The 21,568-nt window shown below is 69.1% G+C and carries 21 protein-coding genes; 7 read left to right on the top strand and 14 right to left on the bottom strand.

What is annotated here, in order from left to right:
- The first annotated feature begins 46 nt into the window (after window positions 1-46).
- Window positions 47-1,108 carry a type III polyketide synthase gene (locus A5706_RS20965; RefSeq protein WP_068134687.1) on the top strand — a complete coding sequence of 354 codons (1,062 nt, stop codon included), beginning with the start codon at window positions 47-49 and terminating at the stop codon, window positions 1,106-1,108.
- On the opposite strand, the gene A5706_RS20960 is transcribed toward A5706_RS20965, so the two are convergent.
- The 10 genes from A5706_RS20960 to A5706_RS20915 all read right to left on the bottom strand — a co-directional run bounded on the left by A5706_RS20960 (window position 1,091) and on the right by A5706_RS20915 (window position 12,308).
- A complete protein-coding gene (locus A5706_RS20960) occupies window positions 1,091-2,407 on the bottom strand; it encodes a cytochrome P450 (RefSeq protein WP_068134684.1) in 1,317 nt (438 codons plus the stop codon). The genes A5706_RS20965 and A5706_RS20960 overlap by 18 nt on opposite strands.
- Window positions 2,408-2,414: 7 nt before the next feature.
- Entirely contained in the window at window positions 2,415-4,187 is a 1,773-nt protein-coding gene (locus A5706_RS20955; RefSeq protein WP_068134680.1) for an ABC-F family ATP-binding cassette domain-containing protein, read from the bottom strand.
- A gap of 7 nt (window positions 4,188-4,194) precedes the next feature.
- Entirely contained in the window at window positions 4,195-4,878 is a 684-nt protein-coding gene (locus A5706_RS20950; protein ID WP_068134677.1) for a PAS and ANTAR domain-containing protein, read from the bottom strand.
- A 91-nt stretch (window positions 4,879-4,969) separates the two neighbouring features.
- A complete protein-coding gene (locus A5706_RS20945; RefSeq protein WP_068134673.1) occupies window positions 4,970-6,073 on the bottom strand; it encodes an enolase C-terminal domain-like protein in 1,104 nt (367 codons plus the stop codon).
- Window positions 6,074-6,082: 9 nt separating this feature from the next.
- Window positions 6,083-6,535 (bottom strand): hypothetical protein, encoded by a 453-nt coding sequence (locus A5706_RS20940; RefSeq protein WP_068134671.1) that lies wholly within the window; start codon window positions 6,533-6,535, stop codon window positions 6,083-6,085.
- Complete coding sequence (locus A5706_RS20935) at window positions 6,532-7,533, bottom strand: SDR family oxidoreductase (RefSeq protein ID WP_068134666.1); 1,002 nt, start codon at window positions 7,531-7,533, stop codon at window positions 6,532-6,534. The genes A5706_RS20940 and A5706_RS20935 overlap by 4 nt, the downstream gene beginning before the upstream one ends.
- Before the next feature lie 25 nt (window positions 7,534-7,558).
- Window positions 7,559-9,352 carry a glycoside hydrolase family 15 protein gene (locus tag A5706_RS20930; RefSeq protein WP_068134664.1) on the bottom strand — a complete coding sequence of 598 codons (1,794 nt, stop codon included), beginning with the start codon at window positions 9,350-9,352 and terminating at the stop codon, window positions 7,559-7,561.
- A complete protein-coding gene (locus A5706_RS20925; protein ID WP_068134663.1) occupies window positions 9,345-11,057 on the bottom strand; it encodes a GMC family oxidoreductase in 1,713 nt (570 codons plus the stop codon). The genes A5706_RS20930 and A5706_RS20925 overlap by 8 nt, the downstream gene beginning before the upstream one ends.
- Window positions 11,057-11,800, bottom strand: a complete 744-nt coding sequence (locus A5706_RS20920) for a gluconate 2-dehydrogenase subunit 3 family protein (protein WP_068134661.1) — start codon at window positions 11,798-11,800, stop codon at window positions 11,057-11,059. The genes A5706_RS20925 and A5706_RS20920 overlap by 1 nt, the downstream gene beginning before the upstream one ends.
- A gap of 25 nt (window positions 11,801-11,825) precedes the next feature.
- On the bottom strand, window positions 11,826-12,308 hold the full coding sequence (locus A5706_RS20915; RefSeq protein WP_068134660.1) for a hypothetical protein: 483 nt from the start codon (window positions 12,306-12,308) through the stop codon (window positions 11,826-11,828).
- A 492-nt stretch (window positions 12,309-12,800) separates the two neighbouring features.
- On the opposite strand from A5706_RS20915, the gene A5706_RS20910 reads away from it, so the two are divergent.
- From A5706_RS20910 to A5706_RS20900, 3 genes are all read left to right on the top strand, one after another.
- Window positions 12,801-13,133, top strand: coding sequence for a hypothetical protein (locus A5706_RS20910; protein ID WP_082964524.1), 333 nt, complete (start codon window positions 12,801-12,803; stop codon window positions 13,131-13,133).
- A gap of 156 nt (window positions 13,134-13,289) precedes the next feature.
- On the top strand, window positions 13,290-16,259 hold the full coding sequence (locus tag A5706_RS20905; protein WP_068134658.1) for an acyl-CoA synthetase: 2,970 nt from the start codon (window positions 13,290-13,292) through the stop codon (window positions 16,257-16,259).
- Window positions 16,259-16,474, top strand: a complete 216-nt coding sequence (locus A5706_RS20900) for a Trm112 family protein (protein ID WP_068134656.1) — start codon at window positions 16,259-16,261, stop codon at window positions 16,472-16,474. The genes A5706_RS20905 and A5706_RS20900 overlap by 1 nt, the downstream gene beginning before the upstream one ends.
- Here the strand turns inward: A5706_RS20900 and A5706_RS20895 are convergent.
- The 3 genes from A5706_RS20895 to A5706_RS20885 all read right to left on the bottom strand — a co-directional run bounded on the left by A5706_RS20895 (window position 16,440) and on the right by A5706_RS20885 (window position 18,692).
- Window positions 16,440-17,063 (bottom strand): TetR/AcrR family transcriptional regulator, encoded by a 624-nt coding sequence (locus A5706_RS20895; protein WP_068134654.1) that lies wholly within the window; start codon window positions 17,061-17,063, stop codon window positions 16,440-16,442. The two genes, A5706_RS20900 and A5706_RS20895, sit on opposite strands and share 35 nt — an antisense overlap.
- A gap of 112 nt (window positions 17,064-17,175) precedes the next feature.
- On the bottom strand, window positions 17,176-17,994 hold the full coding sequence (locus A5706_RS20890; RefSeq protein ID WP_197517910.1) for an ABC transporter permease: 819 nt from the start codon (window positions 17,992-17,994) through the stop codon (window positions 17,176-17,178).
- Window positions 17,928-18,692: an ABC transporter ATP-binding protein gene (locus tag A5706_RS20885; protein ID WP_068134651.1), complete on the bottom strand. Its 765-nt coding sequence runs from the start codon at window positions 18,690-18,692 to the stop codon at window positions 17,928-17,930. Before A5706_RS20885 ends, A5706_RS20890 begins: the two co-directional genes overlap by 67 nt.
- A 287-nt stretch (window positions 18,693-18,979) precedes the next feature.
- Between A5706_RS20885 and A5706_RS20880 the strand changes: the two genes are divergently transcribed.
- A complete protein-coding gene (locus tag A5706_RS20880) occupies window positions 18,980-19,846 on the top strand; it encodes a cyclopropane mycolic acid synthase family methyltransferase (protein ID WP_068134648.1) in 867 nt (288 codons plus the stop codon).
- A gap of 8 nt (window positions 19,847-19,854) precedes the next feature.
- Here the strand turns inward: A5706_RS20880 and A5706_RS34820 are convergent, their stop codons facing one another.
- Complete coding sequence (locus A5706_RS34820) at window positions 19,855-19,977, bottom strand: hypothetical protein (RefSeq protein ID WP_255406328.1); 123 nt, start codon at window positions 19,975-19,977, stop codon at window positions 19,855-19,857.
- Between the two features lie 37 nt (window positions 19,978-20,014).
- Here A5706_RS34820 and A5706_RS20875 point away from each other — a divergent pair, with 37 nt between their 5' ends.
- Window positions 20,015-20,626: a DNA-3-methyladenine glycosylase gene (locus A5706_RS20875; RefSeq protein ID WP_068134645.1), complete on the top strand. Its 612-nt coding sequence runs from the start codon at window positions 20,015-20,017 to the stop codon at window positions 20,624-20,626.
- Between the two features lie 46 nt (window positions 20,627-20,672).
- Window positions 20,673-21,566 carry a LysR family transcriptional regulator gene (locus A5706_RS20870; protein WP_068134641.1) on the top strand — a complete coding sequence of 298 codons (894 nt, stop codon included), beginning with the start codon at window positions 20,673-20,675 and terminating at the stop codon, window positions 21,564-21,566.
- Window positions 21,567-21,568 lie beyond the last annotated feature (2 nt).

Genomic DNA, 21,568 nt, shown 5'->3' with positions numbered 1-21,568 from the left:
GTGAAAGTCTTCGCTTTCATCCGCCCATAACCAACAAGGTGGGCGCATGAGCGTCATCGCAGGTGTGTTCGGCGCGTTGCCGCCGTATCGGTATAGCCAGAGCGAGATCACGGACCAATTCGTCGAGTTTCCGGGGCTGAAGGAACACGAAGAGATCGTGCGACGTCTCCACGCCGCCGCGAAGGTGGACAGCCGCCACTTCGTGCTGCCGTTGGAGCGCTACCCCACGCTGACCGACTTCGGGGAGGCCAACGCGATCTTCATCGACGCCGCCGTCGACCTTGGTTGCGAGGCGCTGTTGGGCGCGCTCGACGAGGCCGGCCTGGAGCCGAAAGACATCGACATGATCGCGACCACCACGGTCACGGGAATCGCGGTGCCATCGCTGGACGCCCGCATCGCCGGGCGGCTCGGCCTGCGTCCCGACGTGCGCCGGGTGCCGCTGTTCGGATTGGGTTGCGTGGCCGGCGCCGCCGGGGTGGCCCGGCTGCACGACTACCTGCGCGGCGCGCCCGACGGCGTCGCGGTCCTGGTTTCGGTCGAGCTGTGTTCGCTCACCTACCCGGCCGTCAAGCCGACGGTGTCCGGCCTGGTCGGCAGCGCGCTGTTCGGCGACGGCGCGGCCGCGGTGGTGGCGGTCGGCGACCGGCGCGCCGACCAGGTTCGCGCGAGCGGGCCCGACATCCTCGATTCGCGCAGCCGCCTCTACCCCGACTCGCTGAACATCATGGGCTGGAACGTCAGCTCCTCGGGGCTGCAGCTGGTGCTGTCGCCGGACTTGACGACGTTGATCGATCGCTACCTGGCCGACGACGTCAACGGCTTCCTCGCCACCCACGGGCTCAGCAGGGACGACATCGGCGCATGGGTCAGCCATCCGGGTGGCCCCAAGGTGATCGACGCCATCACCCGAGCCCTGGAATTGGCCCCCGACGCGCTCGAGCTGACGTGGCGCTCGCTGGGCGAAATCGCCAACCTCTCGTCGGCCTCGGTGCTGCACATCCTGCGCGACACCATCGCCAAGCCGCCACCCAGTGGTAGTCCCGGGCTGATGCTCGCGATGGGTCCCGGCTTCTGCTCGGAATTGGTCCTACTGCGCTGGCACTGAGCGAAGCACTTCCACCGTCAGTCCCGGCTTGGGCGACAGCGCCGCGAGGTTGTGCGCGCGGATGCGCTGCGGGGGCAGCCGCAACGTGGTCCGCGCCACGAGGCGGGCGAGCATGACGGTCATCTCGGTGGTGGCCATGACCGCCCCGATGCACCGGTGCAGGCCCCCGCTGAACGGAATGAATTCGTGGGGAGCGGGTTTGCGGTAGCCCGGTGCGCCGACGTCCCAGCGTGACGGCCGGAATTCCGTTGGCTGCGGCCACAGCTCGGGCAGGCGGTGCGTGACGTACGGGCTGAAGATCAGCAACCGGCCCGCCGGGATGCGATGCCCGTCGAACCTGAGGTCGCGCATCACCTTGCGCGCCGAGATGACCCCGGGCGGGTAGAGCCGCAGCGTCTCGTGCACGACGCCGTTAAGGTAGACCAGCTTGTCGAGGTCGGCGGCTGCGGGAGACCGGTCGCCGAGCACCCGGCGCACTTCGTCGACGGCGGTGTCCCAGGCGCCAGGCACGGAGAGCAGCGAATAGATGGCCCAGGCCAACGCGCCGCTGGTGGTCTCGTAGCCGGCGGTGATCAACGAAATCACCGCATCGCGAATCTCGTCATCGCTCAACGCGTAGCCCTCGTCGCCGCGCCCGTCGATCAGCATCGTCAGCATGTGGTCGTCGGGCCTGGGATCCGCACGGGCGGCGGCGATCTGGGCGTCGACGAGGTCGTCGATGCGTCTCCGCGCCACCTCCGCCCGCCGCCAGCCCGGCGCCCGGAACCGTCGCTGCAAAGTCACCGCCTGCGGAAGCATGTGGGTCAGGTCCAGCAGGGGCTGCAGTTGTTCGCCGAGGAAATCGGAGTGCACGGCCATGCGCTGGCCGAACAGGCTTTCGGCGGTGCTGCGCCGCACCGCCGAGCGGCAGTGGCGATAGATGTCCAGCCGCTGCCCGGCCCGCCATTCGTCGATGACGGCGTCGACGTTGGCGACCATGGTCTGGACGTAGTCCTGGATCTGCCGATGCCGCAGACCGGGCGCGACGACGCTGCGCCGGCGCCGGTGGTCGTCGCCGTCGCTGACGATCAACGCGGTGGGCCCGTCGACGATGGCGAGGTTCTCGAACGTCTCCCGCCAGCTGAACGCGTCGGCGTTGGCGAACACGAACTTGTTTGCCTCGGGGCCAAGCAGGTAGGTGTAGCCGTGGCGACCGACGCCGGAATTGACCATCGGGCCCCGCCAGCGGTACAGCGCCAGCAACGCCTCGCCGGGCGGGTACCGTACCGGCCGATACGTCTCGCGCCTGACCGCGAACATGACCCAATTATTCGAGTAGCTCAGATAGCTCCAGCCAGCGGCTCTCCGCCGCGGCGACCTCGCTTTCCAGACCGCGCAACTCGCCCGTCAGCCGCGCCAGGCCGACGTGATCGGACTGGTCGTGCTCGGCGAGCTCGTGATGTTTGGCCGCGATCCGCTCGGCGAGGCGCGCGAGCTGACGGTCCGTCGCGGCCAGCTCCTTCTCGGCGGTGCGGCGCTCCGCGCCCGACATGCCCGAAACGGACGCCGGCGCAGCCGAGGCCGACGCCGCAACCGGCCGGCGGGCCGACAGCCGCAGATACTCGTCGACGCCGCCGGGCAGATGCCGCAGCCGGCCGTCGAGGATCGCGTACTGCTGATCGGTGACCCGCTCGAGCAGGTACCGGTCGTGCGACACGACGATCAGGGTGCCCGGCCACGAGTCGAGCAGGTCCTCGACCGCGGTGAGCATGTCGGTGTCGACGTCGTTGGTGGGCTCGTCGAGCAGCAACACGTTCGGTTCGGACAGCAGCGTCAGCATCAGCTGCAGCCGCCGTCGCTGGCCGCCGGACAGGTCGCCGACGCGCGCGGACAGCTGCCCGCGGCCGAAGCCGAGCCGCTCCAGGAGCTGGGCCGGGGTGACCTCCTTGCCCTCGACCTCGTAGCCGCCGCGCAGGCCGCCCAGCACGTCGGCGATCCGGTCGCCGGCCAGCGCGTCCAGCTCCTCGCCCCGCTGATCCAGCACGGCGAGCCGCACGGTCTTGCCGCGCTTGACGCGCCCGCTGTCCGGTAACACCGTGCCGGCGATCAATCCCAGCAGCGTCGACTTCCCGGCACCGTTGGCCCCGACGATGCCGGTGCGCTCGCCGGGCGCGATCCGCCATTCGACGTCGCGCAGCACCGGCCGCCCCTCATACGCCACCGACACGTCGAGCAGATCGACGACGACCTTGCCCAGCCGCGCGGTCGCCAGCTTGGCCAGCTCGACGTTGTTGCGCAGCGGCGGCACGTCGGCGATCAGCTGGTTGGCGGCCTCGATGCGGAACTTGGGCTTGCTCGTCCGCGCCGGCGGGCCCCGACGCAACCACGCCAGCTCCTTGCGCATCAGGTTCTGCCGCTTGGCCTCGGCAGCCGCGGCCAGCCGGTCGCGTTCGACCCGCTGCAGCACGTAGGCGGCGTAGCCGCCCTCGAACGGCTCGACGATCCCGTCGTGCACCTCCCACGTCGCGGTGGCGACTTCGTCGAGGAACCAGCGGTCGTGGGTGACCACCAGCAGCCCGCCGGTGCTGCGCGCCCAGCGCTCGCGCAGATGGGCGGCCAGCCAGGTGATGCCCTCGATGTCCAGGTGGTTGGTGGGCTCGTCGAGGGCGATCACGTCCCACTCGCCAATCAGCAGCCGCGCCAGCTGCACCCGTCGTCGTTGCCCGCCGCTGAGCGTGGAAACCGTTGCATCCCAGGCGATGTCGGATACCAGCCCGCCGACCACGTCGCGCACCCGGGCGTCGCCGGCCCACTGATGCTCCGGTTGCTCGCCGACCAACGTCCAGCCCACCGTGCGGTCCGCGTCCAGGGTGTCGGCCTGGCTCAGCTCGCCGACCCGCAGCCCGCTGCGGCGGGTGACCCGCCCGGCGTCGGGCCGCAGCCTGCCGGTCAGCAGGCCCAGCAGGCTGGACTTGCCGTCGCCGTTTCGCCCGACGATGCCGATGCGCGCGCCGTCGTTGACCCCCAGCGTCACCGACTCGAACACGACCTGCGTCGGATATTCCAGGCGTATGCCCTCGGCTCCCAGTAGGTGCGCCACCGGGCAATTATTCGAGGGTCAGCAGCGCGTGGTCGACGTGGGTCCGGGTGTCGGGCGACGCCTTGCCGGCGACGGCCTCCAGGAAGCGGGCCGCGAGGTCGCGGACCTTGAGATTGGTTTCCTGGGACCGCCAGGCCAGGATGTCGAAGGCGCGTTCGGCGGAGATGCCGTAGGCGCTCATCAGCACGCCCTTGGCCTGCTCGATCCGGGCGCGCGCGTCGGCCACCGCCTCCAGGACGTTGGTGATGTCGGAGTGCAGCGAATCGGTGACGTCGACGTAGAACCCGGACGTGCCGATCAGCGCGCCGGTGTCATCGAGCATGCGGTCTCCCGCGACGACGACGCAGCGGGTGTGCCCGGCGGTGTCGATGATGCGGTGCCTGCTGCTGAACGGCTTGCCGTTGACCACGCGGTCCAGCACGGCGGCGACGCGCTCGCGGTCCTCGGGGTGCTTGTGGCGCAGCAACAGCTCGGTGGTGGGTTCGGCCTGGCCGGGCTCGTAGCCATGCATGCGTGCGACGGCGTCCGACCATTCCCAGCGCTGGCCGTCCAGGAAGAACCGGAACCTGCCCACCCGCTGCGGCTCGCCCAGGCCCAGCACCAGGTCGAGCGCGCCCAGCTCGCGCCCCCCGACTCCGTCGGACAGCGCCCGCGGTCTGTCTGCGGCTGCATCTTCGAAGTTCACAGCCATCGCGTCTCTCCCGGAATGCTTGCGCTTTTGCCTTATCAATGCCCGTTTTCGGGAACGTTCAAGCACGCCGGGGCCGCGCCAAATCCGTGGATCAACTCACGCGGTACTGCTCGGCGTCGGCGTGCTTGAATTCCAGCCCGAGCCCGGGCCGGTGCTGATCGGGCCGCAAGGACCCGCCGTTGGGGGGCAGGGCGCCTTCGAACAACATGTGCTCGATGCGGTGGTGGTCGTGGAAGTACTCCAGGTGCCGCAGGTTGGGAATCGCGGCGGCGACGTGGGCATGCAGGTTGGGTGCGCAGTGTCCCGACACGTCGACGTGATAGGCGGCGGCGACGGCCGCGGCACGGTGGAAGTCGGTGATGCCGCCGCAGCGGGTGACGTCGATTTGCAGGCAGTCGACCGCGTCGGCCGCCAGCATCCGGCGGAAATACGTAATGTCGTAGCCGTATTCGCCGGCGGTGACGTCCGGCGGCACCTGGTCGCGCACCTCCCGAAGCCCGGCGAGGTCGTCGGAGGAGACGGGTTCCTCGAACCAGGTGACATCGTGCTCGGCCATGGCGTGCGCGACCCGGATCGCCTGCTTGCGCCCGTAGCCGCCATTGGCGTCGACATACAGTTCGACGTCGGGCCCGATCACCGTGCGCGCGAAAGCGATTCGGTCCAGGTCGCGGCGCTCGTCGGAACCCGACGACTCGCCGATCTTGATCTTCACGCGGGGGATTTTCCAATCGTCGACCCAGCGCTCGAGCTGTGCGCGGGTCGCGGTGTCGTCGTAGGTGGTGAAGCCGCCGCTACCGTAGATCGGCACCTCGGGATGCGCCACGCCGAGCAGTCGGCACACCGGGATGTCGAGCAGCTTGCCCTTGAGGTCCCACAGCGCAGTGTCGACCGCCGAGATCGCGCAGGACGCCAGGCCCGGGCGCCCGCTGTTACGGACCCCTTTGACCATCGACTCCCAGGCGCCGGGGATGTCGAGGGCGCTGTGACCCTTGACCGCGCCGGCGAGCGGACCGGTGATCAGCTCGCGGCAGGCGCCGGCGGCGTAGGTGTAGCCCAACCCGCGGCGGCCGCCCGCGACCACCTCGGCCAGGATCAGCGTCGTCGACGACCACGCGAACGTGCCGTCGGCTTCCGGCGCGTCGGTGGGGATTTCGTACGCCTGCCCGGTGACCTCGTCGATGCAAGCATCCAGCATGCGGTCCTCCTAAGTTTTCAGGGTCGCGCGAACGCCGCCCGGCAGGGTGTATCGGGCGACCGCTTCCGCGATCCGGTGGCGCAGCCGGACGAGCGTGGCCAGCACGTCGCCGGTCGGCGCGTCCGCCACCGCCGGCGTCCGCCGCGCCTGGGCGGCGCCGGCGACCGCGAACAGGCCGGCGGTCGCGGCGCTCAGCAGCGTCAGCCGCCGGGCGCCGCGGTCCACGGCCGCCCAGCCGAGCATGGTGATCGCGTGTACGAAGTCGACCTCGGCACCCAGCGCCACGCTCACCGCGTCGGGCCTGATGTCGGTCGCCGCCGCCTGCGTCAGCAGCCGCGCCCCCAGGATGCGGGTCACCGCGCGCTCCCGACCGGTCGCCGGCTTGCCGGACGCCAGCCGCAGCAGCGAACTCGGCGCGGCGAGGAGCACCAAGCCGTAAGCGATTCGCGCCCAGGCCGTCATCGCGCCCGCCGCATCGCCAGCATCGCACCCAGCCCGAGCCCCAGCGCGCCGGTGCCGCCGACGAGCAAATGCTGGGACATCCACACCTGCGGGCTATGGGAGTGAGCCTTGCCGTCGAACTCGCCGTGCGCGCCGTGGTCGCTGCCGGGCTCCTCGTCGACCGGCTGCCAAAGATTGTGTGGCCGTTGCCCGTTCGTGCGTTCATCGGTCTGTTGCGAGTCGTATCCGGTGCGGCCGAGGTAGCGATCCAGCAGCGGCGCGACAAACTTCTGCGCGAGGAGGGTGACCGCGGTGCTGTCGCCGACCCAATACTGTTTGCGCCCAGGATGATCCGCCGCATACACGACACCCCGAGCCGCGACCTCCGGCTGGTAGATCGGCGGCACCGGCTGCGGGTGCCGGGGCAGCCGGGACAGCACCCAGGAGAACTGCGGGGTGTTGACCGCCGGCATCTGCACCACGGTGATCCGCACGTTCGAGCCCTCGTGCAGCAGCTCGCAGCGCACCGATTCGGTGAACCCGTTGGTGGCGTGCTTGGCGCCGCAGTAGGCCGACTGCAGGGGGATCGACCGCTCGCTGAGCGCCGAGCCGACCTGCACGATGGCGCCGCGATCGCGCGGCCGCATCTTCGCCAGCGCCACCATGGTGCCGTGCACGTAGCCGAGGTAAGTCACCTCGGTGACGCGTTTGAACTCGTCGGGCGTGATCTCGTGAAACGGCGCGAACACGGACGTGAACGCGACGTTGATCCAGGTGTCGATAGGGCCGAAGGTCAATTCGGCCTCGTCGGCGGCGGCAGCGACGGCCGAATAGTCGGCCACATCCGTCTGGATTGCCAGCGCCTTCCCTCCGCCGGCCTCGACGTCGCGCGCCGCGCCCTCCAGCCCGGCCGCGCCGCGGGCGAGCAGCGTGACATTGGCGCCGCGCTGCCCGAACAATTGGGCAGTCGCGCGGCCGATGCCGGCGCTGGCCCCGGTGATCACCACGTTTTGTGTCATAGCGTCTGCCTTTCGTCTTGGCGGGTCAGTCGTGATGGACGGCGTCGTCGGCGAGGGTGGCCGTGCATTCCAGCAGCAGGGCGTGCGCGAATGCCTGCGGCAGGTTGCCGCGCAGCTGTCGCTGCCTGACGTCGTATTCCTCGCAGAAGAGTCCGGGCGGCCCGCAGGCGGCGCGGTTGCGTTCGAACCAGCGCATCGCGCAGTGGGCATGGCCCAGTTGGTGTTCCGCCAGGGCCATCATGAATCCGCAGAGCAGGAAGGCTCCCTCGGCGTCGCCGAGGTCGCGCTCGTCGTGCCGGAAGCGGTACACGAACCCGTCGTCGGTGAGTTGTGCGCGGACGGCGTCCAGTGTGGCGCGGGTGCGCGGGTCGTCAGCAGGCAGGGCGCCGCGTACCGGGGGCAGCAGCAGCGACGCATCGACTCCCGAAATCCCGGGACTGCGTTGCCAGTATCCGTCCTGTGGGTGCAGGCTCTTGCCCGCGGTGTCGGCGAGGATGGCGTCGGCCAATGAGGCGGAGGAGGAAACCTCCGCACCACCGCCGGCCACCTTGGCGATGGCGCGTAGCCCGGCCACACATGCCAGGCGCGACTGCGTCCAGTACTCGTCTTCGAGCTCCCAGATTCCCGCATCCGGTTCGCCCCAACGCTTTTCGATCGCGACGATGGCCGTCTGGGCGGCGCGCCAGCCGTCCGCGTCGAGCCGATCGGCGGCGGCGGCCCTGGCCAGTAGCTGCAGCGCCTCGCCGAAGACATCGAGCTGGAACTGTTGGTTGACCCAGTTGCCCATCTTGTCCGTGCCGCCCGGGTAGCCGGGCAGGTCGAGCGTTTGTTCGCTGGGAACGGGGGCGCCGCTGACGGTGTAGGCGGGCTTGAGCTTCGGGCCCTCGTCGAGCAGCCGGCCACCGACGAATTCGACCGCTCGGTCGAGCAGCTCGGTTGCGCCCACGGCCGCCGCGCCCATGCCGGCGTACACCTGGTCGCGGATCCAGGCGTAGCGGTAGTCGTAGTTCTGGTTGGTGTGCGCACGTTCGGGCAGGCTCATCGTTGCGGCCGCGACCATGCCGCCACCGCTGCTGGTCAGCCCGCGCAGCACCGCATACGAATGCCGCCCGTCGCGCGGCGCGATGGTGCAGCTGAGCGCGGGCATGCTGCGCTGCCAGGCGGCCGCGGTGGCGTCCCAGGTGGTGTCGGGGTCGGGCGGCCGGTCGGGCAGTTCGTGCTCGGACAACTCCAGCACGAAGTCGTGGTGCCGGCCCTCGCCGATGGTGCTCTCGCAGGTGAGTAGCTCGTTGCGGTCATAAGAGGAACGCGCGGCGCGCGCGTCAGCGCCGCCCGACCACCGCCAGCGCAGCCGCCCCGATCGCCCGCTCCATACCCCGTCGTCGAGGCTGAGCTTCCCCGCGCCGTGCCGACCGAATTCCGCGCTCGGCCGCAGCAGCACGCGCACGCGCGCGGTCCCCTGGCAGCCAATCAGCCGACGCAACAGCACCACCCGATCGAGGTCGCCCGGAAAGGCCAGCGCCTCACGGCATTCCACGATGCCGCCGCGGGTGATCCAGCGGTTGCGCCAGATCAGGCTGCCCGGCTCGTAGTAGCCGCCCCATACGTGCCGCGCATCGGTCGGGGTGATCGCATACACCCCGTCGCCGCCGATGAGGTCGGAGAAGACGGCGTCGGAGTCCCAGCGCGGCGCGCACAGCCACGCAACGTCGCCCTGCGGACCGATCAACGCGCCCCGTTCGCCGTCGGCGAGTAGCGCGTACTCGCGCAGCACCCGCGGGGAAAACTCCGCATCGACGACGGTCGTCCGCTCAGCCACGGGCCGCCGCCTCGGACCGGACCGGGCGGCTGCCGCCGGGCGCCGCGGCGCTGATCTTTCCGGTCGCCAAGCGCTCGGCCAGCCGCGAGGCCAGCGCCATGATCGTCAGGGCCGGGTTGGCCGAGCCCTGTGTCGGGCAGACCGACCCGTCGGCGAGGAACAGGTTCGGCATGCCCCACACCCGGTGGTCGGAGTCGACCACCGAATTCTGCGGGCCGGTCCCCATGCGGGCGCCACCGATCAGGTGGGCGTAGCGCTCGACGGTCACCACGTCCTGGGCGTCCCCCGCGCGCAGGATGTCCTTGATCACCTTGGTGGAGTAGGCCATGTTGGCCCTGTCGTTGTCGCACAGCGAGTAGTCGAACCGGGCCACCGGGATGCCGTACGGGTCGGTCTCGTCCGCGAGGGTGACCCGATTGTCCGGCCGAGGCAACAGCTCGTTGAGCACCCCGATGGTGGCCCAGTGGTTGTAGTCGCGCATGTACTCGCGTAGCGCGCGGCCCCAGTGCCCGTCGGCCATCACGTGTTCGGCCCAGCCGATGGGCATGGGCGACACGGTCTGGATGGAAAAGCCGCGGGCGAAGCCGCGATCGGGGTCGGTTTCGTAGAACTGCTCGGAGGACACCTCGGGGGGAGGCGCCTTGTACATGCGCAGCTCCTCAGGCCACCGGCCTGCGGACTGCGTGGCGCCCTGCACCATCACGTACCGCCCGACCTGATCGTCGTTGTTACCCAGCCCGTTCGGGAAGCGGTCGCTGGCCGAGTTCAGCAGCAGGCGCGGGGTTTCGATCGAGTATCCCGCCACGGCAACGGCTTTGGCGCGCTGCAGGCGCTCGGCGCCGCCCACCTCGTCGTAGTACACCACCCCGCGCGCCGCGCCGTTCTCGTCGAGTTCGACGCGGGCGGCCATGCAGTTGGCGCGGATCTCCACGCCGTGGGCCAGCGCGTCGGGCAGGTGCGTGACGTACGGGCTGGCCTTGGCGTTGACCTTGCAGCCCTGCAGGCAGTAGCCGCGGTAGATGCAGTGCGGGCGGTTGCCGAAGGTGCCGTTGACGATGCCGACGGGCCCGACACGCATCTCGATGCCGAGTTTCATCGCGCCGCGCCACAATTTGGCGGCCGCCCCCGAAATAGGATGGGGGGCAAAGGAATAGCGGTGTTTGTGGCCCCATGGCCAGTCCTGGCCGGCGACCGGCAACTCGAGCTCGACGCGCTCGTAGTGGGGCAGCACGTCTTCGTAGCGGATGGGCCAGTCGGCCCCGACCCCGTCGAGGGTGCGGGTGGCGAAGTCGCTGGGGTGGAACCTCGGACAGTAGCCGGCGTAGTGCACCATCGAGCCGCCCACCCCGCGCCCGGAGTTGTTCTTGCCCAGCTCGATCGGGTCGTCGCCACCGATGATGCGCTTCTGCGTCCAATACAGTGAATGGGAGCCGGCCTCGTCGGACACCCAGTCCTCGTCGGGGTGCCAGAACGGGCCGGCCTCGAGGATGACGATCCGCCACCCGGCGCGCGCCAGCCGTTGCGCCAGCACCGAGCCGCCGGCGCCGGCGCCGACGACGACCAGGTCCACCTCGTCGTCGTCGCGGAAGCGCCGCATGGTCTTCTCGCCGGGCAAGTCGCGGGAGTGCACGTCGAGCAGGAAACGCGAATCGTTGTCCTTGGGACCGACCGCCCCCTTGAACAGGCCTCGCCAGAAGTCACCCATCAGATCTCGCCGTTCTGTACGACTTCGACCGGGTCCTCGTCGGTGGCGCCCGGGGTTTCGAAGGGCTCGCGCGCCGCGGCCGGCCCGGTCGCACCGCCAAGACGCATGAACCCGCGCGGGTAGGCCGGCCCGCCGAAGCCGATCTCGTTCCAGGCCCAGGGATGGGAGTAGAAGCCCGACAGTGTCATTCGCATGCACACCGACCAGGCGCGGTTGACGTTCAGGCGCTCCCACGCCCCGCCCTCCAGCTGGCCCTGCGAGAACTGCTCGATGATCGCTTCGCGGGCGTGGGGCTCGGCTTCGGCGAAGGTCTTGCCGTAGCGGCGGGCCGCCGTCTCGTCGAGTGCGCGCAGGACCAGTCGCCAGGTGTCTCGGTCGTCGGGCATGTCGGCGTACTGGTAGCCGTCCAGGCGCCCGTCGGCGAGCTTGCCGTCGACCGACTCGGCCACCGGCACCCGCGGCTCGCCGTCCTGTGCCAGCACCGTGTCACAAAACGCACGCAGGCAGGGTTCCTGCTCGGCGGTGAAAAACCGGAGGGGACCGGGCGGTTCCAGCCGGGCCAGCACCACCTTGCGGGTGGCGTCGTCCCACGAGTCGGCGGTCTGAAGAACGTCGAAATCGGGGTAGCGCCCGATCATTTGGGGCGTGGTGCCGCGGCGTTGTTTCGGAAGCCACGACGGGTGCGGCGGCTGGCGGTCGGGGCGCAGGTTGGGCAGGTGGTCGGGGAGAGAGATATCGGCCATAGTCAAAGTCCCTCGCAATCCGTCGTTATCGCCGGAACCGTTCCCGGCGCAGGATCGAGGCCAGCAGTCCCATCCCGCCGACCATGCACATCAATCCGGGCGCAGCGATCGGCGGGCCCATCGGCACGTTGTAGGACGCGTTCTTCCACCCGCCCGGTTTGCGCGCAACGCCGCGAGCGTGCAGGTATTCACCCATCAGGCCGTTGGCCGTGTAGATGCCCGCGGTGATCGGGAGCCAGAGCTTGGCCCAGCGTCGCGAGAAAACCCCGCCGATTCCGGCGACGACCACCGGCGGGGTGACGACGATCGGGCTCCACATCCATTTGTTGCCGAAGCTGGCCTTGTAATGCTCGAAATAGATTTCCGCCGTGGTGACCACTGCCGCGATTGCCGTCAGTCCCGACAGGGAACGTTCGAAGCGACCGTGCGCGACGTCGTACAAGGCGAGCTCGGCCACCTGCCCCGCTCCGCCGCCCCGGCGCCGTCCGGCGTTGTCCAGCAACATCATTTGACTTTCCCTTCGTGCCGTCGGCCGGGCCTGGGCGGCCCGGGCCGAATCCGGTGGCGAGCTGTCTGGTGGCGAACGCGGGTACAGCGTCCTGAACCGGTGAGTCGTGTCGACGTTCCGCGCCAAGAGGCCCTCGTGGGGGAAACCCGCCGTCTGCCCATCGGGGCACCTCACTCCCGCAGGGAAACACGCTCGGACGGCTACCCCTACGACGCCGCTCAGAGTCGAGTCGAGGTAGCTGCCCAGAGGACCAGTTAGCGCCCAGCTGCGTGTTTCAACCGAAGTGGTCGTGACGGCATGCAGGCATGCGTCGCAAACCCTGCGCTCGGGTGTAATACCCGGATTCGTGGGGGCTAACCATCCAATTCCGCGCCGGGCCAGGGGTGGCGCTAAGCCATGGGCGGCAACGCAAGTCATCCTTCGCCGATTCGTCGGCTCGGATCGGTTTCAGCCGCGACGACCGGGTCAATCCTGCGCTCAAGGAAGGACCGGATGATGGTCAGCGCACACGATGGACTCCAGGCCGAATCTGGTCCCGGGGCATGGGGCCTCGCGGACGCGTTGCGCGCGAGCCAGCGGGCCGAGCAGGCGCGGCGGCTGGCGAGGGCGGCGCAGCGATCCGCGGCGAACAGCCTGGATAATTCGGCGGACAGTCACGAGCGAACCGCGAACGCGTATGACGACGCGGCCCAGCGCGGCGATCTGCGCGCGGACGAGTACCGCGAACATGCGGCTCGCCACCGTGAGTATGCGGCGGAGGACCGCAGCATGGCGCAGCGCCTGCGGCGCATGGCCGACAGCGACCCGTTGGGATTCGGCGCCTAAGAAGCGGCGCGGAGCGGCCGAAGAATTTACGGGCTCGACTAATTCGATGCCCCCATCGAGCCGCGCTGGGCCGCCCCCGGGCAAACAGCCTGACCAGAACCGCCGGGAACGCCGGTGTGCCATGATGGCGGAGCTGTCAAGAGTCAGGGAGCAGCGGTGGATCTCAATTTTTCGATGGTCACGCGTCCGGTCGAACGGCTGGTCGCCACGGCACAAAACGGGTTAGAGGTCTTGCGGCTGGGGGGCTTGGAAACCGGCACGGTGCCGTCGCCGTCCCAGATCGTCGAGAGCGTCCCGATGTACAAGCTGCGCCGGTATTTTCCCCCGGACAGCCGGCCCGGGCAGCCGCCGGTGGGCCCGCCCGTCCTGATGGTCCACCCGATGATGATGTCGGCGGACATGTGGGACGTCACGAAAGAAGACGGCGCGGTCGGGATCCTGCACGCCGGGGGGCTGGATCCCTGGGTCATCGACTTCGGTTCGCCGGACAAGGTCGAGGGTGGCATGCGCCGCAACTTGGCCGACCACATCGTCGCGCTCAGTCAGGCCGTCGACACCGTCAAGGACGTCACCGGCAGCGATGTGCATCTGGTGGGCTATTCGCAGGGCGGGATGTGGTGCTATCAGGCCGCGGCGTACCGCCGTTCGAAGAATATCGCCAGCATCGTCGCCTTCGGGTCGCCGGTGGACACCCTGGCCGCCCTGCCCATGGGCATCCCGGCAAACTTCGCCGCGCCGGCCGCGAACTTCATGGCCGACCACGTCTTCAGCCGGATGGCCATCCCAAGCTGGATGGCGCGCGCCGGCTTCCAGATGATGGACCCGCTCAAGACGGCCAAGGCCCGGGTGGACTTCGTGCGCCAGCTGCACGACCGCGAGGCGCTGCTGCCGCGCGAACAACAGCGCCGGTTCCTCGAGCGTGAAGGCTGGATCGCGTGGTCGGGCCCGGCGATCTCCGAGCTGCTCAAGCAGTTCATCGCGCACAACCGCATGATGACCGGTGGCTTCGCGATCAACGGCCAGATGGTCACGCTCACCGACATCACCTGCCCGGTGCTGGCCTTCGTCGGCGAGGTGGACGACATCGGGCAGCCGGCCTCGGTGCGTGGCATCCGGCGGGCGGCGCCGAACGCCGAGGTCTACGAACGCCTCATCCGCACAGGGCATTTCGGTCTGGTGGTCGGATCCCGGGCGGCGCGCGAGAGCTGGCCCACCGTCGCCGAGTGGGTGCGCTGGCTGTCGACGGGCGGGGACAAGCCGAGCGGCATCGACCTGATGGCCGATCAGCCGATCGAGCACACCGACAGCGGTGTCGCGATGAGTTCGAGGATCACGCACGGCATCGGTGAGGTCTCCGAGGCGGCGATCGGGGCGGTGCGCGGAGCGGCCAGCACCGTCGTCGCGGCCAACAAGTCGATGCGCACGCTGGCCGTCGAGACCATCCGCACGCTGCCCCGGCTGGTGCGGCTCGGGCAGATCAACGACCACACCCGGATCTCGCTGGGCCGCATCATCGAAGAGCAGGCGCGCAACGCCCCGCAGGGCGAATTCCTGCTGTTCGACGGGCGCGTGCACACCTACGAGGCCGTCAACCGGCGCATCAACAACGTCGTCCGCGGCCTGATCGAGGTGGGGGTGCGCCAGGGCGATCGGGTCGGCGTGCTGATGGAGACCCGCCCCAGCGCCCTGGTGGCCATCGCCGCGCTGTCTCGGCTGGGCGCCGTCGCCGTGGTGATGCGGCCTGACGCCGACCTGGTTGCGTCAGTGCGGCTCGGGGGAGTCAGCGAGATCCTCACCGACCCGAGCAACCTCGACGCGGCGCGCGACCTGCCGGGTCAGATCCTGGTGCTCGGTGGCGGTGAGTCGCGCGATCTGCACCTGCCGCATGACAGCGACGTCATCGACATGGAACAGATCGACCCGGACGCGGTCGCGCTGCCGGCGTGGTACCGGCCCAACCCGGGATTGGCGCGCGACCTGGCGTTCATCGCGTTCACCGCCGCCGGCGGCGAGCTGGTGGCCAAGCAGATCACCAACTACCGGTGGGCGCTGTCTGCGTTCGGGACCGCTTCGACGGCCGCCCTGGATCGCAGCGACACCGTGTACTGCCTCACGCCGCTGCACCACGAGTCGGCCCTGCTGGTCAGCCTCGGCGGCGCGGTGGTCGGCGGCACCCGCATCGCGCTGTCGCGCGGTCTGGACTCGAAGCGCTTCGTCCAGGAGATCCGCCAGTACGGCGTGACGGTCGTGTCCTATACCTGGGCGATGCTGCGCGACGTGGTCGACGATCCGGCGTTCGTGCTGCACGGCAACCATCCGGTGCGGCTGTTCATTGGCTCGGGCATGCCGACCGGTTTGTGGCAGCGGGTGCTCGACGCGTTCACGCCCGCCAACGTCGTGGAATTCTTCGCCACCACCGACGGACAGGCCGTGCTGGCCAACGTGTCCGGCGCCAAGATAGGCAGCAAGGGCCGCCCCCTGCCCGGCGTCGGGCGCGTCGAGCTCGCGGCCTACGACGCGGAGCACGACCTGATCCTGGAGGACGACCGCGGCTTCGTGCAGCGCGCCGAGCCCCTGCAGGTGGGGGTCCTGCTCGCCCAGTCCCGCGGGCCGATCGATCCGAGCGCGTCGGTCAAGCGGGGGGTCTTCGCCCCCGCCGACACCTGGATCTCCACCGAGTACCTGTTCTACCGCGACGGGGACGGCGACTACTGGCTGGCGGGCCGGCGCGGCTCGGTCGTCCACACCGCGCGCGGGCTGGTGTTCGCCGAGCCGGTCACCGACGCGCTGAGCTGCATCAACGGGGTCGACCTCGCGGTGACCTACAACGTCCCGGTGGGTGACCGCCAGTTGGCGGTCGCTGCCCTGACGCTGTTGCCCGGGGCCAGCATCACCGCAGCGGATTTGACTGAGGCTGTCGGCGACCTGCCCATCGGGGTGGGGCCCGACATCGTGCAGGTGTGCCCAGAGCTGACGCTCAGCGCCACCTACCGTCCCACCGTCAGCGCGCTGCGCGCGGCCGGGATCCCGAAGGCGGGGCGCCAGGCGTGGTACTTCGACGCGACCAGCGAGCAGTTCCGCAAGCTGACGCCGGCCGCGCGGTCCGAACTGAGCGGTGGGCAGTGATGCTCGACGATGCCCTGCTCGCCATCCTGGTGTGTCCGGCCGACCGGGGACCATTGGTGCTCATCGGGGACGAGCTGCTCTACAACCCGCGGCTGCGCCGCGCCTACCGCATCGAGGACGGCATCCCGGTGCTGCTGATCGACGAGGCGCGCGACGTCGACGACGACGAGCACGAACGGCTCATGGCGCGATCCCGTCCGGCAGATCCCCGGTAAGGTAGCGCTGCAGATTCGGCGCGATGGTTGCGGCGATCTGATCGGCCGGTAGCGACGCGAACGGCTCGAATTCAAGGATGTAGCGCGCCATCACGACGCCGACCAGTTGCGAGGCGACGAACTGGATGCGGATTTGACCGGTGCCCGGCGGATTGTCGACGCGGGGACCCATTTCGACCGCGATCACGTCTTCTATGAACGAACGAAACAGGTTGGTCTGCGAGCCGGCCAGGATCGACCGCAGCGCGGCGACGAACGCCGTACCGATCTCGGAGTCCCACAGCGGCAACAACATTGACGGTAAGGTGTGGCCGAGCTCCTCGACGGGCACCTCGCGCAGTGCGCCGATGACCTCCATCGGGTCGATCGGGATGTGCACGGCGGCGGCGAACAGCTTTTCCTTGGTGCCGAAGTAGTGATGCACCAGCGCCGAATCGACGCCGGCCGAAGCGGCCACCGCGCGAATCGACGTGTTACGGATACCGTTGCGGGCAAACAGCTCTCGGGCGCTGGTCAGGATCCGCTCGCGGGTATCCGAGCTGCCCGCCGGTCGCCCGGGCCGCCTCCGGCCCGTGTTGATAGCCGTCATGCTATGGCCCTCCGTGGCGACCCGCTGCGCCCGGCTCCGCCGCGCTTGCGATCGCCACTAGGGCGTCCGTGGCGACCCGCTGCGCCCGGCTCGGCCGCGCTTGCGATCGCCACTAGGGCGTCCGCCGGTGCAGTGTCGCCGCCGCCAGGCACAGCGCCGCGAGCGCGAAACCCATCACAACAACGATGTCGCGCACGGCGATGTAGGTGAGTTCGCTGTGCGTGCCCACCTGCTGCAGCGCCTCCAGCGCGTAGCTCGCCGGAAGCACATTGCTGATCCACTGCAGCCAGTGCGCCATCAATGCCCGGGGCACGATGATGCCGGCCAAAAGCAGCTGCGGGACCATCACCAGCGGGATGAACTGCACGGCCTGAAACTCGGTGCGCGCGAAGGCGCTACACAGCAGGCCCAGCCCGACACCCAGCACGGCGTTGACGATGGCGATCACGAACACCCACACCGGGCTACCCGCGGTGTCGAAACCCAGCAACCAGAACGACACGATGCAGGCCAGGATCGCTTGCGCCGCAGCGGCTATGGAGAACGCGGTGCCGTAGGCGATGAGCAGATCCAGCCGGCGCAGCGGCGTGGTCAGGATGCGCTCCAGCGTCCCGGAGGCCCGCTCGCGCTGCATGGTGATCGACGTGATGATGAACATCACGAAGAGCGGGAACAGGCCCAGCAGGATCAGGCAGGCGTTGTTGAACGGGGACGGGGTGCCGGGGCGGTGCGGGGCGTTCTCGAACATGAAGTACATCAGCGTGATCACCAGGATCGGCACGAGCAGGATCAGCGCGACGCTGCGGTGGTCGGCGGCCAGCTGACGCAGGATGCGCGTCGTGGTGGCCGCGTAGGCCTTCAGCCCTAACCGGCCCGGAGCTTCGTGCTGCGCTTGATGATGGACAGGAACGCGTCCTCCAGTGACGGACATCCGGTGTCCTCTCGTAGTCGGGTCGGGGTGGTGTGGGCGACGAGGTGGCCCTCGCGCATCAGCAACAAGTCGCCGCAGTGGTCGGCCTCGTCCATCACGTGGCTCGAGACCAACAGTGTGGTGCCGCCGCGGGCGAGCTCGGTGAACTGCTCCCACAGGTCGACCCGCAGCACCGGGTCCAGACCTACGGTCGGCTCGTCGAGCACGAGCAGTTCGGGCCGGCAGACCAGCGCGCACGCCAACGACGCCCGGGTGCGCTGACCGCCGGACAGGTTGCCGCAGAAGGCGGTTCGATGGTCGGTCAACCCGACCCGCTCGATGGCCGCGTCGGCGGCGGAGTTGTCGAAGCCGTACAACGAGGCGAAGTAGCGGACGTTGTCCACGATCCGCAGGTCGTTGTAGATCGTCGGGTCCTGCGGCATGTATCCCACTCGGCGGCGCAGCGCCGGGCTTCCGGCCGGCCGGCCCAGCACGGTGACGGTGCCCGACTTCACGATCTGGGTGCCGACGATGCAGCGCATCAGGGTCGTCTTGCCGCAGCCGGACGGGCCGAGCAGCCCGGTGATCGTGCCCTTGGCGATGGTTACCGAAAAGTCATGCAGCGCAGGGCGTTTACCCCGGACGACGCGCAGATGCTCGATGCTGACCGCGGGGGCGTGTCCCCTCGCCAATAATTCATCACTCGATGAACTCATCATGTGATGAATACTCCGCCCCTGCCCGGACGATGTCAAGACCCGCTTCCCGCGAGCGTGAAATCCATGACGTGACACGCCGCGGCGTCGTGGATTTCACGCTGGGCGGCGCCCGTCCGCACTTCCTCTCGGCGCTTAACCAGCACGCAGCCCGGCCGCGGCCGATAAGATCACCGCGACGTACCGGACCCACTGCAGGCCTGGCTTTTACACTGCCGTTGGGAAGGCCGACCGACCCCGAGCCGCACATCGACAGGACCACTGACAGGTCCAGGGAAAGGCAACACGTCATGGCTGAGGAGCTGACACCGCATTTCGAGGATGTGCAGGCGCACTACGACCTATCGGACGACTTCTTCCGCCTGTTCCTCGACCGCACCCAGATGTATACGTGCGCGTACTGGCTCGGCGGCGACGACATGACACTGGAACAGGCGCAGATCGCCAAGATCGACCTGTCGCTGAGCAAGCTGGGCTTGCAGCCGGGCATGACGATGCTGGACCTGGGCTGCGGCTGGGGCGCCGCCATGATGCGCGCCATCGAGAAATACGACGTCAACGTCGTCGGCATCACGCTGTCCAAGAACCAGGTCGCCCACGTCGAGCAGCTGTTCGCCGAGTCGGACAGCCCGCGTTCCAAACGGGTGCTACTCGAGGGCTGGGAGCGGTTTCACGAGCCGGTGGACCGGATCCTGGCGATCGGCCCGTTCGAACACGTCGGTTACGACCGCTACGACGCGTTCTTCAAACGGACGTATGAGCTGTTGCCGAGCGGCGGCACGATGCTGCTGCACACGATCACCGTCCTCTCGGAGAAGGAGATCATCGAGTCCGGCTTGCCGCTCACCCCGGCGATCGTCGAGTTCAGCGACTTCATGAAGACCGAGATCTTCCCGGGCGGCTTCCTGCCGACCATCGACATGGTCAAGGAGTTCTCGGCGAAGGCCGGCTTCAAGCTGAAGCGTCGCCAATCGCTGCAGCGCCATTACGCGAAGACCCTGGACGTCTGGGCCGCGGGCCTGGAGGCGCACAAAGAAGAGGCGATCGCGATCCAGTCCGAAGAGGTCTACGAGATGTATATGAAGTACCTCACCGGCTGCGCGAACCTCTTCCGTAAGGGTTACACCGACCTCAACCAATTCACGCTACGCAAGTAGCGATCGGCTCATCGTCCTCCCGGGCGGCGTAGCGGCTGATGACCGTGCACGCCTTCGGCGTAAGCGGGTTCGGCGTGCTCGGTGAGGTCGACGGCGGTGGTGTCGTCTTCGGCGCTGAGCCGAAAGCCCATCACACGATCGATCCTGCCGTGTCGGTAGGTTCGGTGGGTGGTTGCAGGGGAGCTGGTGGTGGATCCGGTCGCCGCGGCGCACCGGCTGCTCGGCGCCACCCTCAACGGCAGGGGCGTGCGGGCCGTCGTCGTCGAGGTCGAGGCCTACGGCGGGGTTCCCGACGGTCCCTGGCCGGACGCCGCGGCCCACTCGTACCGCGGCCGGTCCGGCCGCAACGCGGTCATGTTCGGCCCGCCCGGGCGCCTCTACACCTACCGCAGCCACGGGATCCACGTCTGCGCGAACGTCTCGTGCGGGCCCGACGGGACCGCCGCGGCCGTCCTGCTGCGCGCCGCCGCCGTCGAGGAGGGCACCGACGTTGCGCGCGCCCGGCGCGGCGAGCTGGTCCGCACCGCCGCGCTGGCGCGTGGCCCGGGCAACCTGTGCTCGGCGTTGGGAATCACCATGGACGACAACGGGATCGACCTGTTCGATCCCGACGGCCCGGTGACCCTGGAACTGAACGCCCCGCTGACCGGCACGGCGGGACCCCGCGTCGGCGTCAGTCAGGCGGCGGACCGGCCGTGGCGACTGTGGCTCGCCGGGCGCCCGGAGGTGTCGGCCTACCGGCGAAGCCCGCGCGCACCGGCGCCGGGCGAGAGCAACTAGCACGCGCGTCGGCGTTCGCTGCCGGCCCGTAACATTGGTCTGCGAAATGGTGAGCCTGACTCAGCTCGAGGTGCTGATCGCCGTCGTGGAGGCGGGAGGGTTTTCCGGAGCGGCGAAGAAGCTTTATATGAGCCAGCCGTCGGTGTCCAACCACATCCGTAATCTCGAGATCTCACTCGGCGTGCCGTTGGTTCAACGCAGCACGAAGGGCGCGCGCACCACACCGGCCGGCGATGTCGCGGTCGCGCACGCCCGCAAGGTGTTCGAGTTACTGGAAAGCCTGCGACATGGGGCCGCCGGCTTCCAGGGGCTGGAGGCGGGTCGGCTGTCGATCGCGGGCACGACCACATTGGGGACGTATTTGTTGCCAAGGCTGCTGGCCGATTTCGCCGGACGGGCGCCCAGGGTCGAGTGTCAGGTTCGGGTGGGCAATGAGGACACTGTGGAAAACTGGCTGCTGGACGGCGAGGTAGCCCTGGGCTTGTGCGCAGACACCCCGCGCGAGGAGCAGTTGATCGCGCAGCCGATGTTCTCCGAAGCGATGTTGTTGGTGGCGCCCGCCGGAACGTCGCTTGGCGGTCGAATCGTTCGACCCAAAGACCTTGCGGGTCAACGCTTCCTGCTGCGCGAGATGGGTTCGGCGACCCGGCGGCAGCAGGAGGCGGCGCTTCGGTCGTGGGGTTTGGACGCCGCCGAACAGTGGGATCTGTGGGGGCCCGACACACTCAAGGAAGCGGTCCATGCCGGGCTGGGTCTGACGTTGCTTTCCGAGCACGTGACAGCGCGGGAGCGCGCATCGGGAACCCTGGTCGGGTTGCAGGTCGATCCGCCGGCGCCGAGACGAACGGTGTATCTGGTGCGGCGGGCCGACCGGGTTTTGACTCCGCCAGAGCAGGCCTTCGTCGCGCTGATCGGCGGCATCGGCTCCTGGCCCGGCTAATC

It is taken from the genome of Mycobacterium sp. E796 (genome assembly GCF_001672815.1).
In the GTDB taxonomy this organism is placed as follows: domain Bacteria; phylum Actinomycetota; class Actinomycetes; order Mycobacteriales; family Mycobacteriaceae; genus Mycobacterium.
The sequence above is the reverse complement of the archived record's forward strand: the minus strand, read 5'-3'. Positions and strand labels throughout refer to the sequence as shown.

What these genes read in the sequence shown, in the direction of transcription:
- A5706_RS20915 (WP_068134660.1), bottom strand. Translation starts at nt 12,308, where the DNA reads ATGATGTTGCTGGACAACGCCGGACGGCGCCGGGGCGGCGGAGCGGGG.
- A5706_RS20935 (WP_068134666.1), bottom strand. Translation starts at nt 7,533, where the DNA reads ATGACACAAAACGTGGTGATCACCGGGGCCAGCGCCGGCATCGGCCGC.
- A5706_RS20960 (WP_068134684.1), bottom strand. Translation starts at nt 2,407, where the DNA reads ATGTTCGCGGTCAGGCGCGAGACGTATCGGCCGGTACGGTACCCGCCC.
- A5706_RS20900 (WP_068134656.1), top strand. Translation starts at nt 16,259, where the DNA reads ATGCTCGACGATGCCCTGCTCGCCATCCTGGTGTGTCCGGCCGACCGG.
- A5706_RS20945 (WP_068134673.1), bottom strand. Translation starts at nt 6,073, where the DNA reads ATGCTGGATGCTTGCATCGACGAGGTCACCGGGCAGGCGTACGAAATC.
- A5706_RS20965 (WP_068134687.1), top strand. Translation starts at nt 47, where the DNA reads ATGAGCGTCATCGCAGGTGTGTTCGGCGCGTTGCCGCCGTATCGGTAT.
- A5706_RS20920 (WP_068134661.1), bottom strand. Translation starts at nt 11,800, where the DNA reads ATGGCCGATATCTCTCTCCCCGACCACCTGCCCAACCTGCGCCCCGAC.
- A5706_RS20910 (WP_082964524.1), top strand. Translation starts at nt 12,801, where the DNA reads ATGATGGTCAGCGCACACGATGGACTCCAGGCCGAATCTGGTCCCGGG.
- A5706_RS20895 (WP_068134654.1), bottom strand. Translation starts at nt 17,063, where the DNA reads ATGACGGCTATCAACACGGGCCGGAGGCGGCCCGGGCGACCGGCGGGC.
- A5706_RS20940 (WP_068134671.1), bottom strand. Translation starts at nt 6,535, where the DNA reads ATGACGGCCTGGGCGCGAATCGCTTACGGCTTGGTGCTCCTCGCCGCG.
- A5706_RS20925 (WP_068134663.1), bottom strand. Translation starts at nt 11,057, where the DNA reads ATGGGTGACTTCTGGCGAGGCCTGTTCAAGGGGGCGGTCGGTCCCAAG.
- A5706_RS34820 (WP_255406328.1), bottom strand. Translation starts at nt 19,977, where the DNA reads ATGGGCTTTCGGCTCAGCGCCGAAGACGACACCACCGCCGTCGACCTC.
- A5706_RS20890 (WP_197517910.1), bottom strand. Translation starts at nt 17,994, where the DNA reads ATGTCCGTCACTGGAGGACGCGTTCCTGTCCATCATCAAGCGCAGCAC.
- A5706_RS20870 (WP_068134641.1), top strand. Translation starts at nt 20,673, where the DNA reads ATGGTGAGCCTGACTCAGCTCGAGGTGCTGATCGCCGTCGTGGAGGCG.
- A5706_RS20880 (WP_068134648.1), top strand. Translation starts at nt 18,980, where the DNA reads ATGGCTGAGGAGCTGACACCGCATTTCGAGGATGTGCAGGCGCACTAC.
- A5706_RS20950 (WP_068134677.1), bottom strand. Translation starts at nt 4,878, where the DNA reads ATGGCTGTGAACTTCGAAGATGCAGCCGCAGACAGACCGCGGGCGCTG.
- A5706_RS20885 (WP_068134651.1), bottom strand. Translation starts at nt 18,692, where the DNA reads ATGATGAGTTCATCGAGTGATGAATTATTGGCGAGGGGACACGCCCCC.